Annotated in this window: 11 protein-coding genes; 2 read left to right on the top strand and 9 right to left on the bottom strand. The window is 73.7% G+C overall.

Features of this window, described 5'->3' with window-relative positions:
* Window positions 1–73: 73 nt before the first annotated feature.
* From VFG42_RS22010 to VFG42_RS21990, 5 genes are read right to left on the bottom strand one after another with little or no spacing between them, the layout of a single operon-like run.
* A complete protein-coding gene (locus VFG42_RS22010) occupies window positions 74–2260 on the bottom strand; it encodes a glycosyltransferase (RefSeq protein ID WP_324910967.1) in 2187 nt (728 codons plus the stop codon).
* 10 nt (window positions 2261–2270) lie between these two features.
* Window positions 2271–3182 (bottom strand): ABC transporter permease, encoded by a 912-nt coding sequence (locus VFG42_RS22005; RefSeq protein ID WP_324910966.1) that lies wholly within the window; start codon window positions 3180–3182, stop codon window positions 2271–2273.
* Complete coding sequence (locus VFG42_RS22000; protein ID WP_324910965.1) at window positions 3179–4492, bottom strand: ABC transporter ATP-binding protein; 1314 nt, start codon at window positions 4490–4492, stop codon at window positions 3179–3181. Before VFG42_RS22000 ends, VFG42_RS22005 begins: the two co-directional genes overlap by 4 nt.
* A gap of 35 nt (window positions 4493–4527) precedes the next feature.
* On the bottom strand, window positions 4528–6714 hold the full coding sequence (locus VFG42_RS21995; protein ID WP_324910964.1) for a hypothetical protein: 2187 nt from the start codon (window positions 6712–6714) through the stop codon (window positions 4528–4530).
* A gap of 5 nt (window positions 6715–6719) precedes the next feature.
* Window positions 6720–7895 (bottom strand): glycosyltransferase family 2 protein, encoded by a 1176-nt coding sequence (locus VFG42_RS21990; RefSeq protein ID WP_324910963.1) that lies wholly within the window; start codon window positions 7893–7895, stop codon window positions 6720–6722.
* 73 nt (window positions 7896–7968) lie between these two features.
* Between VFG42_RS21990 and VFG42_RS21985 the strand changes: the two genes are divergently transcribed.
* Window positions 7969–9135, top strand: coding sequence for a glycosyltransferase family 4 protein (locus VFG42_RS21985; RefSeq protein ID WP_324910962.1), 1167 nt, complete (start codon window positions 7969–7971; stop codon window positions 9133–9135).
* Here VFG42_RS21985 and VFG42_RS21980 read toward each other — a convergent pair.
* The gene (locus VFG42_RS21980; protein WP_324910961.1) at window positions 9099–10226 is read right to left on the bottom strand and encodes a glycosyltransferase family 1 protein; all 1128 of its coding nucleotides are present in this window, start codon (window positions 10224–10226) and stop codon (window positions 9099–9101) included. The two genes, VFG42_RS21985 and VFG42_RS21980, sit on opposite strands and share 37 nt — an antisense overlap.
* Complete coding sequence (locus VFG42_RS21975; protein WP_324910960.1) at window positions 10208–11335, bottom strand: glycosyltransferase family 1 protein; 1128 nt, start codon at window positions 11333–11335, stop codon at window positions 10208–10210. Before VFG42_RS21975 ends, VFG42_RS21980 begins: the two co-directional genes overlap by 19 nt.
* Window positions 11336–11363: 28 nt before the next feature.
* Here VFG42_RS21975 and VFG42_RS21970 point away from each other — a divergent pair, with 28 nt between their 5' ends.
* Window positions 11364–11957 (top strand): class I SAM-dependent methyltransferase, encoded by a 594-nt coding sequence (locus tag VFG42_RS21970; RefSeq protein WP_324910959.1) that lies wholly within the window; start codon window positions 11364–11366, stop codon window positions 11955–11957.
* Between the two features lie 6 nt (window positions 11958–11963).
* Here the strand turns inward: VFG42_RS21970 and VFG42_RS21965 are convergent, their stop codons facing one another.
* Complete coding sequence (locus VFG42_RS21965; protein ID WP_324910958.1) at window positions 11964–13079, bottom strand: hypothetical protein; 1116 nt, start codon at window positions 13077–13079, stop codon at window positions 11964–11966.
* 12 nt (window positions 13080–13091) lie between these two features.
* On the bottom strand, window positions 13092–13766 hold the full coding sequence (locus VFG42_RS21960; RefSeq protein ID WP_324910957.1) for a CatB-related O-acetyltransferase: 675 nt from the start codon (window positions 13764–13766) through the stop codon (window positions 13092–13094).
* Window positions 13767–13775 lie beyond the last annotated feature (9 nt).

Here is a 13775-nt window from a genome sequence, read left to right as displayed (position 1 = left end):
GTTCGTTGAATACGTTAGTCGAGCTGCGGAGGTTCGCCGCGGTCAGCGACGATCAGCGGCCGCCCGGCGCGCCTCAGCCGCGCTGGCGCCGCAGCCGCGCCGCGGCCCGCGACGGCAGCGACCCGCGCTCGGCGAGTGCCTCGAGGAGCCGGGTTCGCCCATCGGGCTCGGTGAGGAGGTCGCCGAGCTTCTCCAGGAGCACGTCGTCCAGGAGCGGCCGATCGGGGCGGACCAGGCGCCAGGCCTCGTCCTTGATGCCGTCGCGAACGGACCAGTAGTCGTGCTCGGCCCGCGCCAGGTCGGAGGCCAGGCGGGTGGTGGCGGGCGCGGGTAGGTGGATCGCGGCGCGGTAGGCGTCGGCCAGGCCGGCGCCGGTGGCCTCCCACGTCAACGGCGCGCCGGCCTCGCGCAGCGCGGCGACCAGCTCGGAGCGGGCGGCGTCCGAGGTCAGCACCGGCAGCGCGCGGGCCGCGCTGGCGCGGGCGTCCCAGGGCACCAACAACGACAACTCGGTGGGGAGGGTGTCGCGCAGCGCGGAGACCGGCGCGGCCAGGCACGGCGTCCCGGCCGCGGCCGCCTCGAAGGGGATCAGCCCGAAGCCCTCGTAGGTGCTCGGGTAGACGACCGCGGCGGCGGCGCCGAGCAGCCAGGCCTTCTCGGCCTCGCTGACCGCGCCGACCACATGCACATGCCCGGCGTGCTCGGGATGGCGCAGCAGCCACTGGGCGTCGTCGCCGCTGCCGGAGCCGTGCAGGACCTCGGCGCCCGCGATCACCAGGTCGCCGTCCCAGCCGTGCTCGCCGCGCAGCGCGCCGAGCAGCTCAAGGGCGAAGCGGACGTTCTTGTGGCGGAACCGCGAGCCCAACACCAACAGGAACGGACGACCCTCCGGCACGGCGGCGGCGCCGGCGCCCGCGCCGAGCCCGGCCGGTGGCGCGGGCACGGCCGACAGCCTCAACAGCTCGTTGCGCGCGCCCAGCGCGACGACGCGCGCGCGCTCGGGCGCCACCAGGTCGTCGGCCAGCGCGTCGTCGGCCGCCGTCCGGGAGAAGAACACCACCACGGCCGCCAGGCCGAGCGCGTCGCGCGTCGCGACGCGGTAGTCGCGCCAGCGCTCCGCGCTCTCGAAGACCGACGGCGTCCGGTAGCCGATGAGGTCCTGGTTGGTCACCACGGTCCGCTCGCCGAGCCGGTCGAGCTGCGCCATCTCCTCCGCGGACTCGACCTGCCAGGGCCGGTGGACGACGTGCGTGCGCCCGAGCTGGTCGAACGGCGTCCCCGCGTCGGCCAGCTCGATCGTGCCGCCGAGCGAGCCGAGCGCGCGGGCCGCGTCCTCCCCCATCCGCCCCGGGACCAGCGCCCGGACCGCGACGTCGTCGCGCGCGGCCAGCGCGCCGATCAGCTCGACGAGGTGGACGGTCGTCCCGGTCACCGCGCCGCCCGCCAGCGGCCGCGCGTCGATCGTCACGCGCAGCGGCTCCAGCGCGACCGCCGCGGCCAACAGCGCGCGCGCCAGCCCCGAGTGGCGGTCGTGCGCGGCGTCCTCGACGGCGAGCGCGGGCTCCACGGCCGGCGTCTCGCCCGATCCGCGATGGCCGACGTAGACCTCGTCGGCGATCACGTGCGCCAGCCCGGCGGCGGTCGCCCGCGCGCACCACGCGGCCAGCGCGTCGGCGGGCGAGCCGGAGCCGGCGGCCGCGCCGGAGCCGAACGGCCCCACGAGCGCCCGCGCCGGCGCGCCGACGAGCGTCAGGTGCGCCAGCGCCGACGGCGCCCGCGGGTGCAGGCGCGGGGAGCGCTCGCGCACGCGCGCGGCGGCGTCGGGCACGGTCAGCGACGGCGGCAGCAGCGGCCACGCCAGGTTGCGCCGCGGGCCGCTGAGGAACGCCGCGCTGTTGCTCAGCGGCGTGATCGTCGCGGCGTCGGGCTCGTCGGCCGCGACCGCCAGCAGGTCCTCCAGGAACGACGGGCCGACCTCGGTCTGCCCGTCGACGAGCACGAGCGCCGCCTCCGGGTACCGCTCCGACGCCGCGTCCCAGCCGGCGACGACGTCGTCGCCCAGCGCGTGCACTTCCCGCTCCGCCGCCAGCTCGCCCGCCGCGCGCACGCCCTCGGCGTCGCCCGCGACCAGCAGCGGCACGTCGGCGCCCACCGCGGGCAGCAGCGCGGCCAGGCAGCGCGCGACGTCGTCCCGGCCGCCCGCCGCGACGACGATCGCGACCGGCACCTGTGCGTCGACCTCGGCGCGCTCAGCGGGCACGGCGCGGAGCCTAGAGGTCTTCGGCGACCTTCGGGGCCAGGGACCGGAACAGCAGGAAGCCGCCGACCACCGACGCGACCACGATCCCGATCGGGATCAGCAGCAGCCAGTCGCTGGACAGCGCCTGCGACGGCGCCGTCCACGACGGGTCGACGAGCGTGTGGCGCGCGAAGGCCAGGGCCGCGGCGAACGGGTTGCAGAAGAAGATGTCCACCAGCAGCTGCCCGTGCTTCTGGCCGGCGATCGTGTCGACGGTGAAGAACACGCCCGAGGCGTAGAACAGCACCTGCAGGACGACGCTCCAGATCGGCTCGATGTCGCGGAAGCGCACGAACGCGACCGACAGGATCATCGCCATGCCGAACGCGAACAGGATCAGCGTCGCCAAGGCCACCAGGAACAGCAGCCACGAGGCGCGAGGCGTCGCGCCCGAGGCCAGCAGGAACACGATCACCGGCACGAGGTTCAACAGCAGGTTGAACGTCGCCGCCATCACGCTGGCCATCGGCACGGCCAGGCGCGGGAAGTCGATCTTGCGCACGAGCGTCTCGCGCGTCATCAGGCTGCGGACCGCCGCGTTGGTCGCCTCGTTGAGGAACGAGAACAGCACGATGCCCAGCAGCAGCGCCTCGGGGTAGTAGCGCACGCCCTGGTCGAGGTTCAGCCCGAAGCTGAAGACCACGAACAACACGCCGAACAGCAGCAGCGGGTTCATGAGCTGCCAGAGGTAGCCCAGGAACGAGCCGAAGAACTTCAGCTTGAAGTCGGTCGTCGCCAGCGTCCAGGCCAGGCGGAACAGCCGCCGCGGGTCGTCGCCCAGCGCGGTCGGCCCGAGCACGCGGCGCATGCCGTCGGCCGCGGGCAGCCCGGCCTCGGGGCCGGCGAGCGCGCCGCGCGGCTGCTCGGTCGTCGTCTCGCTCACGGCTGTCGGACCTCCGCGGCCACCTGGCGCTGGAGCTCGACGTAGAACGTCGGATCGATCAGGGCGCCCGAAGGATCGGTGGAGGACACGACGACCGAGCGCATCCGCTCGCGCCGGTCCATCCAGGCCGCGCCGGATCCGGAGTGCGCGACGCCCGCGGTCACCCCGTAGCGGTCGGGGGCGAGCACGTTCTCGAAGCCGAAGTAGACGATGACCTCCTCCCCCGCCGCGAAGGACTCGTCGCGCAGCTCCTTGTGCGTGTTGCCCGCGACGACGCGCTCGTCCTCGGAGTTGCGCAGCGCGAAGGCGAACGTCGGGTCGGTCGCGTCCTGGTGGAAGCGCACGTGCATGCAGAACGTGCACCGCTGCTGCGCCTCGAGGACCTCGACCTGCTCGCCGGTGGCGTTCATGAACCACCCGCTGATGACCTCGGCGCTGCCGTCGCCGGCGCGCAGCTCGTCGGGGTTGGCGCCGCGCAGCGCCGGGTTCCCGCTCGCCGCCTCGATCGCCGCCGCGTCGCCGCCCGCCGCCGCCTCCTCGGCCGCGCGCGCATCGCGCGAGAAGTTCAGCTGCAGGTAGTGCATCGACACCGGCTGGGGCTCGCCGACCTCGACGACGTGGCCGCGCTCGAGCAGCATCGCGCGATCGCAGAAGCGCTCGACCGACCCCATGTCGTGGGTGACCAGCACGACCGTCCGGTTCTCCCGGCGCAGCCGCGCGAACTCGTCGAAGCACTTCTGCTGGAAGGCGGCGTCGCCGACCGCCAGCACCTCGTCGATGAGCAGGATGTCGGCGTCGACCTGGATCATCACGCTGAAGGCCAGCCGGACGAGCATGCCCGACGAGTAGTTCTTCAGCTTGAGGTCGACGAACTCGTGCAGCTCGGCGAAGTCGAGGACCGCGTCGACGCGGTTGCGCGCCTCGCGCTGCGACAGGCCGAGCATCGTCGCGTTGATGAGGATGTTGTCGCGCGCGGGCAGGTCGACGTTGAAGCCGACGCCCAGCTCGATGAACGTCGACACGCGGCCGTCGACGTACATGCGGCCCTCGTCGACGCCGTAGATGCCCGCCATGCACTTCAGCAGCGTCGACTTGCCGGAACCGTTGCGCCCGACGATCCCGAAGAACTCGCCCTTGTCGACGTGGAAGCTGACGTCGCGCAGCGCCTGGAACTGGTTGTGGCTCTGGCGCCGGAACGGGTGCAGGACACGCTCCTTCAGCGTGTGGACCTGCTCCTCGGGGATGCGGAACTCCTTGTGCACGCCGTCGACCAGGACGGCGGGCTCGGGCCTGAGACCGGCCGTGCTCATGGGGCGCCATGGTAGGTGGTGGTCACGGTCACGGCTCAGGTGTAGAAGCTCTGGAAGGTGAGCCACATGCCGGCGATGGTCGTGCCGACCAGCAGGCACACGAACGTCGTCGCCACGACCGTCGCGCGCCGGCGCCCGGCGCCGAGCGTGGCCACCGACGCCAGCGCCGAGATCGCGGCGATCGCCGGGAAGACGTAGCGCCCCTGCTCCGGCGTGCCGTCCAGCGGCACGTTGCCCAGGTTGGTGTAGGCGGCCTCGACGGCGAAGATCACCACGACCGGCACGCTGATCAGGAACAGCGTCTCGGGGATCCGCGTCTTGACCGCCTTCCAGTCCACGACCGCCAGCCGGGCACCGAGCGCCGCCGTGCCGACGCAGACGACCAGGATCAACACGTAGGTCAGCTGGGTGAACTTGATCGCGTACCACCCGAAGGCGCCGAACCCCTCGCGGATGTAGATGTCGAAGAACGGCCAGCGCATCACCGTCAGGTCCGTCAGGAACGGCAGCTTGAACGGCACCAGCACCTGCCACATCCAGCTCAGGTAGGTGCGCAGGTCGGTCAGGCCCGCCACGCCGGTCGGCGACGTGCCGCCCGGGGTCGTCAGGACGTCGCGGCCGAAGCTCGAGGCGACCTCGCCCCAGACCAGCGTCACGGCCGCGAAGCCCGCCGCGGCGACCACCGCGCCGATCCAGGTGTCGCGCGCCCGCCGGCCGCGCCAGAGCATGAACGCGACGGCCAGCAGGGTCGACGGGAACAGCTCGTAGCCGGTGGCCTTGAAGATCGGCGCCAGCGCCAGGACCGCGCCCAGCGCGATCGCCAGCCGCCAGGTCAGCCCGCGTCTGAGCCCGCGGATGCAGAGCCAGACGACCGCGGCGCACGCCATGTTGACGCTGTTGTCGTTGTTGACCGCGCCCGCGATGAAGCTGAACATCGGCGCGAAGCCGACCATCAGGCCGCCGGCCACGGCGATCTCGCGCCGGCGCGGGAGCAGCTCGCTGACGGTCAGGAACGCGAACAGCGCGGTGAGGCCGCCGAGGATCGCGTTCATCCACCGCACGGCGAGCAGCTGCGCGAACGGCGAGTGGTTGCGCGCCAGCAGGTAGGCGGGCGACATCAGCGCGTAGTAGGCGGGCGAGTGCGCCGAGACGGCCGGGTGGTAGCCGCCGCCGTCGTTGCGGGGCAGGCCCTTGCCGTGGTTCTTGTCGCGCGCCTGCCAGGCCTTCTCATAGGCCTTCAGCCACGGCATGCGCGCGTCGGGCCGCTCGAAGACCGTCAGCTCACGGGTCGCGTCGATCGCCACGGCCTCCTGCGAGGACCACTGGATCCGGCCGGGCTCGGGCGCCTTGTCCACCGCCTTGCCGGTCTCGGCGAAGTACTGGACGGCCCCGAAGTGCTCGCTCTCGTCCGGCGCCTGGAAGGTCGGCGAGATCAGCGCCCAGGTCGCCGCGGTCGCGATCGTCAGCGCCACCACGCCGAGCCCCGCGCGGCGCTTGGACAGCGACGGGGCCACCGCGAGCAGCCGGACGCCGCCGTAGAGCAGCAGCGGGATGACGCCGAAGAAGATCACCCAGTACGTCCACGGCCCGACCCAGCCCGCGCGCCACATCGACGCGCGCTCGAAGATCGTCCCCAGCTGCGCGAGCATGCTGCGCTGCACGTGGTCCTTGCCCAGGAACGTGAACGAGATCCGGAACGGGATCGTCTTCTTGCCGTCGACCGTCGGCGTGCGGTCGGCGTTGCCCTGCAGCGTGCGGCCCCACGGGTAGATCGTCCCGCTGCGCGGCGTCAGGCAGATGTCGGCCATCGTGTAGCCGTCGGGCGTGTCCGGGACCGCGCGGTCGAGCGTGATGTCGATCTTCTGGAGGCTCGGCAGATCGACGGCCGGCCGGCTGCCGGTCAGCACCTCGCCGCCGGTGCCGCGGTGGGTGCTGGACTCCCACAGCCGGACCTTGAGGTCCATCGCCGGCTTGGGGTCGCTGCGCGTGTCGATGTTGTAGCGGATGCGCTGCGTGCCGTTGGGCACGCGGATCCGCGAGTCGCAGAGGCGCTGGCCGCCGTCGACGACGATGCCCGCGTCGCGTGGGGCGACGGCGTTGGAGCCGATGACGACCTCGCGCGGCTTGAGCAGCGAGACCAGGACGAGGATCCCCATGACCCCCAGGACCACGGCAGCCGTGATCCAGACCCGGCGGTCGCCGGGGGCGAGGCGGGCGATCATCCGCCTCAATGGTCGCGACGCAAGCCGAGGATGCTCAGCAAGAATGACGAGAAGAAGATCTGGATGCCGATGATGACGAGCGTCGCGGCGATGATCGCCAGCCGCTCCTCGGAGAGCGCGCCCGCGCCGTCGGCGATCCACTTGCCCAGGATCACGGCCCCGGCGATCGCTCCGATGCCCGCGACCGCGGTGCCGAGCAGCAGCCCGTCCTCGAGGTTGAAGCGCCGGCGCATCCGGTCGAACCACGGGTCCTTCTCGCCCATGAAGTACGTGCCGTAGGCGTGGGCGCAGAGCCCGAGCGAGACGATCTGCGTGCCGACGACCATCAGCAGCGAGCTGGCGATCATCGTGTGCAGCTGCCACTCGCGCCCGAAGACGTCGATCTGCAGCAGCGAGATCAGCGCGACGATCGTCCCCAGCAGGGCCATGATCGCGCCCGGGATCAGGAACAGGTGCGTCGGCGAGTGGACGAGCAGGAACCGCAGGTGCCGCCAGCCGTCCCGCACGCGCGACAGCTTCGTCTCGCCGCCGCGCGGGTGGTACTGGATCGGGAACTCGCGGATGTCGAGCTTCTCCTTCGAAGCCCGGATGACCATCTCCGACGCGAACTCCATGCCGGTCGTGCGCAGGTCCAGCACGGGCAGGACGTCGCGCCGCAGCGCGCGCATGCCGCAGTGGGCGTCGCGGATGCCGGTCTTGAAGAAGAGGTTCAGCGTGCCGCTGAGCACGGGGTTGCCGACGTAGCGGTTGAGCCAGTGCATGGCGCCCGGCTGGATGTTGTCCATCCGGTCGCCCATCACGAGCTGCGCGCCGCTGTCGAGCTCGCGGACGAAGTTCGGGATCTCGTTGAAGTCGTAGGTGAGGTCCGCGTCGCCCATCACGATGTACTTCCCGCGGGCGGCGCCGAACCCGGCCAGGTAGGCCGAGCCGTAGCCGCGCCGGGGCTCGTGGACGACGCGCGCGCCCGCCGCGGTGGCCAGCTCGGCCGAGCGGTCCTCGGACGCGTTGTCGGCGACGACGACCTCGCCGGCGATGCCGGCCGCGTCCATCGCCTCGAACGCGGACACGACGCACGCTTCGATGTTCTCCTCCTCGTTGAGGCAGGGGATCACGACGGAGACCAGCGGCTCCGCGACCTCGGCCTCGCTACGAGCGGAGGGTGTGTGTTCGATCGTGCTCACGGCGATCTGAGGACTTCAACGGCGCACAGACAAGAAGGTTGCGCCGAACGGCGGCCTGCAAGGCTAGCGGGTCATGCGGATATGCATCGTGTACGACTGCCTGTTCCCCTGGACCGTCGGCGGCGCCGAGCGCTGGATGCGCAACGTCGCCGAGGCCCTCGCGGCGGACGGCCACGAGGTGACCTACCTGACGCGGCGCCAGTGGCCGGTCGACGAGCCGCCCGCGCTGGACGGGGTCCGCGTGATCGCGGTCTCGCGCGAGGAGCCGCTGTACGGGCCCGACGGCAACCGCACGATCGGCGAGCCGCTGCGCTTCGGCTGGGGCGTGCTCGCCCACCTCGCCCGCCACGGTCGCGACTACGACGTCGTGCACACCGCGTCGTTCCCCTACTTCTCGCTCTTGGCGGCGGGCGCGATGCGCCGGCGCGGCGGCTACCGGATCGTCGCCGACTGGCACGAGGTCTGGAGCGACGCCTACTGGCGCGAGTACCTCGGCGGCCTCCAGGGCCGGATCGCGCGGCTGATCCAGCGCGCCTGCGCCCGGGTCCGCCAGGAGGCGTTCTGCTTCAGCCGGCTGCACGCGCGGCGGCTGCGCGAGGAGGGGCTGCGGTCCGAGCCGACGGTCCTGCGCGGCGAGTACGCGGGCCCGGAGGAGCCGTTGACGCGCCGGGCGCCCGAGCCGCTGGTGGTCTTCGCCGGGCGCATGATCCCCGAGAAGCAGGCGCCCGCGGTCGTGGGCGCGGTGGCCGCCGCGCGCCGGCGCGTCCCGGAGCTGCGCGGGATCATCTTCGGCGACGGCCCGCAGCTCGACGCGGTGCGCGCCGAGATCGAGCGCCTCGGCGCCGGCGACTTCGTGCGCGCGCCGGGGTTCGTCGACGCCGCCGAGGTCGAGGACGGCCTGTCGCGCGCGACCTGCCTGCTGCTGCCGTCGATCCGCGAGGGCTACGGCGCGATCGTCGTGGAGGCCGCCGCGCACGGCGTCCCGTCGGTCCTGGTCGCCGCGCCCGACAACGCCTCGGTCGAGCACATCGACGAGGGCGTCAACGGCTTCGTCGCGCCCGACGCGTCGCCGGAGACGCTGGGCGCGACGCTGGCCACCGCCTACGAGCGCCGCGAGGCGCTGCGCGCGTCGACCGCCGCGTGGTTCGCCGAGCACGCCCACGAGCTGTCGATGCGCACGTCGCTGGAGCGCGTGGTCGCGTCCTACCGGTCGACGGCGGAGCCCATCGTCCGCCGGTAGGCGGCGGCGGTCAGCTCCGCCGTCCGCTCCCAGCGGAAGCCCGCCGCGCGCTGCCGGCCCAGCGCGCGCAGGCGGTCGCGCTGCGCGCCGTCGCCCAGCAGGCGCGCCAGCCCGGCGGCCAGCGCGTCGACCGACTCGGGGTCGACGACCAGCGCGGCGTCGCCGACGACCTCGGCCAGCGAGCCGCGGTCGCTGGTGAGGACCGGCACGCCGCGCGCCATCGCCTCCAGCGGCGGCAGGCCGAAGCCCTCGTACAGCGACGGGAACGCGAAGACCTCGGCCAGCGCGTAGAGGCCCTCGAGCTGCTCCAGGCTCACCCACGCCGGGAAGCGCAGGTCGGCGGTCGTGCCCAGCCGCTGCGCCAGCGCGCGCAGCTCGGCCTCGTAGGGCGTCGGGTAGCCGGGCAGGACGAGCACCGGCCGCGGCGCGGGCAGCCGCGCGTGGGCCTCGATCAGCCGGGCGAGGTTCTTGTGCGGGCGCTTGGCCGACACGGTCAGCAGCACCGGGCGGTCGCCGAGGTCCAGCTCGGCGCGCAGCTCCGCCTCGGGCGTGACCGCGACGTCGGGCACGGGGTTGACGCCCAGCGGCACGACGTCGACCTTGCCCGCCGGGACGCGCAGGTGCTCGACGAGGTCGTCGCGCGTGGAGGACGCGTCGACGATCACCCGGTGCGAGCGGCGCGCCGCCGCCGGCACGAGCAACCCCATCACCTTGCCGCGCAGGCCGAAGTGCGTGTCGGGGACCAGCTTGTAGTTGAGGTCGTGGATCGTCGTGACGCGGCGGAACGGCCCGGCCAGCGGGCTCGTCGAGGCCAGCGAGTGCACGAGCGGGATCCTGGCCTTGGCCGCCAGGCGCGGGACGAGGACCTGGTCGCCGTAGACCCACTGCTTGCGGTCGCGGGCGACGACCGGGACGACGACCTCCTCGACGCCCGGGCCCCAGTCGGCGCCGGCCGCGTCGCGGTTGACGAACGCGGTCAGCCGCAGGTCGTCGCGCGCCGCCAGGCCGCGGGTCAGCTGCCGCGCGTAGGTCTCCATCCCGCCCTGCTCGCCGGGCGTGAGGAAGACGAGGTTCAGGCCGACGTGGAGCATGCCCGCTCGTAGACCGCGAACGTCTCGCGCGCCGCGCGCTCCCAGGTGAACGAGCGCCCGTAGGCGCGCGCCGCCTCCGCCCCGCCCCGGAACGGCTCGTCGATCGCGCCGTCCAGCGCCGCGGCGGCGCCCGGCGGGTCGTCGGGGTCGAACGGCCGGACGAAGTCGCCGCCGACCTCGCGCAGCACGGGGATGTCGGAGCACGCCACCGGCACGCCGCGCGCCAGCGCCTCGATGACCGGCAGGCCGAAGCCCTCGGCGCGCGTCGGGAACGCCGCGGCGGCCGCGAGCTTCCAGAGCGCCTCCAGCTCGACGTCGGCCACGCGGTCGGCGAAGCGGACCCGCTCGGTGATCTGAAGCTCGTCCGCGATCGCGCGCAGCTCCACGTCGTAGGCCTCGGGATGGCCGGCGAGCACGAGGATCGCCTCGCGCTCGGCCATCAGCGGCAGCGCGCGCAGCAGCAGCTCCTGGTTCTTGTGCGGGCGCTTGGTCGCCACGTTGAGCACCACCGGCCGGCCGCGCGGCAGGTCGAACGTCGCGCGCACCTCGTCCTCGGGCGCCGCGGGCCCGATCGGCCGCGTGCCGTGGTGGACGACCGTGAAGCGCTCCGGCGCCAGGCCGAGCGTGGCGACCGCGTCGTCGCGCGCGGCCGCCGCGCCGGTGACGAGCGCGTCGGCGTCGCGCACCGAGCCGGTGATCAGCCCGCGCATCGCCAGCGTCGTGACCGCGGCGAACGTCGAGTGATGGAAGAACGTGACGTCGTGCAGCGTCGCGACATGGCGCACGCCGGGCGTCCACGGCGCGCCGGTCGCGACGAGGTCGTGGACCAGGTCGGCGCCGGTCAGGCGCGCGTGGCGGGCCACGGAGACCAGCTCGGCGGCGGCCCGCCGCAGGCGCTGGCCCTCGTCGGCGCGGAAGGTGGTGATGTCGGTCCAGCCGTCGCGTCGCAGGGCGGCGGAGCCCCGTCGCGTGGTCGCGACCTCGAAGCGCGTCTCGGGGAACGCCAGCCGCAGGGCGGGCGCCAGACCACGCAGGTAGGTCTCGGGCCCGCCCGAGACGCCGGGGTCCAAGAACATGGCGTTGAGGACGACGTGTCGCGGGGTCGGCACGGCGCTTGATGCTACGTTCGCGTCGCCTATGGCGTATTTCGACTGGCACGAGCAGCCCGGCTACTTCGCCGACGTCACCCGCCACTTCGCCCCGTCCGCGGAGCTGCTGGACATCGGCTGCGGCAACGGCTGGCTGGCGGAGCACTTCCCCAGCTGGACCGGCCTGGACGGGTCGCCCGACGCGGTGGAGCGCGGGCGCGAGCGGGGCCGCGAGATCGTGCTGGGCAACGTCAACGTCGACCTCCCGTTCCCCGACGCGGCGTTCGACGGCGTCGTCATGAAGGACCTGCTGGAGCACGTCGACGATCCCGTCGCCCTGGTGCGCGAGGCGCGCCGCGTGCTGCGCCCCGGCGGGACCGTCTTCGCCTCCTCGCCCGACGCGCAGCGCTGGGTCTGGAACGACTACACCCACAAGCGCCCGTTCACGCGCAAGGCCTACAGGATGCTGTTCGCCGACAACGGCTTCGCGGTGCGCGAGGCGGGCTACGAGTCGGTGATGCCCGGCACGTCGATCGTCTCCCAGCGCATGCCCGACCACCGGCGCCCGGCGCCGCTGCGCGCGGCGGCGTGGCTGCCGATCGTGCGCCGCAACGTGTACGTGGTCGCGACGCGCCAGGGCTGACCGGCGTCACGCCGCCGGCAGCGGGCGGCCGCACGCGGCCAGGAAGCGCGCGGCCTCGGCGCGGGTGGTGTGCTCGCGTGCCCAGGCCAGCGTCCCGGCGCGCAGCGCGCGCTCCCGCTCCGGGCCCAGCGCGTCGATCCGCGCGCGCAGCGCCGCGACGTCGTCGTAGGCCAGGCAGTTGACGCCGTCGACCAGGCCGTGCGGCGCGCAGCGCGGCGGCTTGGCGTCCAGGTGGCGGAAGCACGGGATCGCCCCGGCGGCGGCGATCTCGTAGTGGCGCAGCGCGTCCCAGCCCTCGCGCTTGACGGTGATCCCGAAGCGCGAGGAGCGCAGGTCGGCGTAGTACTCGTCCTGGGTCTCGAACGGCTTGGCGACGCTGGCGCCGACCGCCTCGGCGACCTCGGGGTCGACGATGTGCGACTGGAAGCGCCGCGGGCGCGGCGCGTCGAGCAGGTCGTCGCCGACCACCGCCGAGGCCGGGATCGAGATCGCGATCGGCCGCACGCCGCGCGTCGCGCCCAGGCGCTCGGCCAGCGCTCCCGGCAGCAGCCCGAAGCAGCGCCAGAACGCGGTCGCGGACGTGACCTCGCGCTTGAAGTACACCCCGCGCCGGTGGGCGCGCGGCAGCGTCAGGCCGCCGGGCCGCAGCCAGAACGCGGGCGCGTAGGGGTACATCTTGGGCGTGTCGGCGCCGTCGACGACCGCCAAGGTGGTGGTGTCGGGCAGCAGCGGCAGCAGGTCGCTCAGCGCGCCGGCGCGGCGCCACAGGTCGCCGATGACCACGAGGTCGAACTCGCCGGAGGCGACGCGCTCGCTGATCCACGTGCGGTCGACGTCGAGGTCGTCCAGCAGCCCGCCGTAGAGCGTGAACGCCCGCCCGTAGCGGCGCGCGCGCCGCTCGGGGCCCTGGTCGCGGTAGAGCTGGTCGGCGCGCGGCTGGTCGACCACGCGCTCGCCGAGCAGCTCGCGCAGCCCGTGCATGAGGCTGTCGGAGACGTAGTCGTCCGAGCCGCTGGTGAGGAAGAGGACGCGCGGCAGCGGGCCGGGCGGCAGCACGGGCTCCCGCCCCGCGTCGGCCGGCCGCGGGCGCAGGCGCGTGCGCAGCGTCGAGGTGCGTCCCATCGGCGCCGGAGGCTAACGGTCGTCGCCCGCCGCGGGCTCGGCGGCGGCCAGCAGGGCCTCGACGTCGCCCGAGCACAGCAGGTCGACGTGCGCCACGACGCGCTCGTCGCTCCACGTCCACCACGCCAGCTCCCGCAGGCGCGCGATCGTCTCGTCGTCGAAGCGCTTGCGCACCTCGCGCGCCGGGCTGCCGACCACGATCGCGTAGGGCTCCACGTCGCGCGCCACGACCGCGCGACCGCCGATGACCGCGCCGTCGCCGATCCGGACGCCGGGCAGGATCAGCGCCTCGCTGCCGATCCACACGTCGTTGCCGACGACGATGTCGCGCTCGGGCCGCGGGTGGCCGTCCCGGTTGGCGCCGGGCAGCCCGAAGGCGGCGCGCAGCGGGTAGGTCGTGACCCAGTCGACGCGGTGGTTGCCGCCGACCGCGAAGGCGACGCCGACCCCGATCGAGCAGTAGGCGCCGACGTGGACGCGCGCCTTGTCGCCCGCGCCCACGAAGACCTGGAAGCTGCCGTAGGTGTGCGGGCCGACCGTCGCGCGGCCCGACGCGACGGCCTCTCGATCGGTGAGCGTTCCCACGAGATCGCCGTCGTGGTCGAGGTGGCGGCCCTGGTAGCGCAGCGCCAGCTTGAGCCGGTCGATGGCGTCCCAGATCCGGGACCGATGGGATTTGACGGCCATCGCCGCAGG

The organism is Baekduia sp., assembly GCF_035685985.1.
Classification (GTDB): Bacteria; Actinomycetota; Thermoleophilia; order Solirubrobacterales; family Solirubrobacteraceae; genus Baekduia.
This window is presented reverse-complemented; position numbering and strand designations above follow the sequence as displayed.

Bases quoted from the DNA above. Each gene is read 5' to 3' on its own strand.
- VFG42_RS21960 (WP_324910957.1), bottom strand. From the start codon at position 13,766: ATGGCCGTCAAATCCCATCGGTCCCGGATCTGGGACGCCATCGACCGG.
- VFG42_RS21970 (WP_324910959.1), top strand. From the start codon at position 11,364: ATGGCGTATTTCGACTGGCACGAGCAGCCCGGCTACTTCGCCGACGTC.
- VFG42_RS21985 (WP_324910962.1), top strand. From the start codon at position 7,969: ATGCGGATATGCATCGTGTACGACTGCCTGTTCCCCTGGACCGTCGGC.
- VFG42_RS21980 (WP_324910961.1), bottom strand. From the start codon at position 10,226: ATGCTCCACGTCGGCCTGAACCTCGTCTTCCTCACGCCCGGCGAGCAG.
- VFG42_RS21995 (WP_324910964.1), bottom strand. From the start codon at position 6,714: ATGATCGCCCGCCTCGCCCCCGGCGACCGCCGGGTCTGGATCACGGCT.
- VFG42_RS21965 (WP_324910958.1), bottom strand. From the start codon at position 13,079: ATGGGACGCACCTCGACGCTGCGCACGCGCCTGCGCCCGCGGCCGGCC.
- VFG42_RS22000 (WP_324910965.1), bottom strand. From the start codon at position 4,492: ATGAGCACGGCCGGTCTCAGGCCCGAGCCCGCCGTCCTGGTCGACGGC.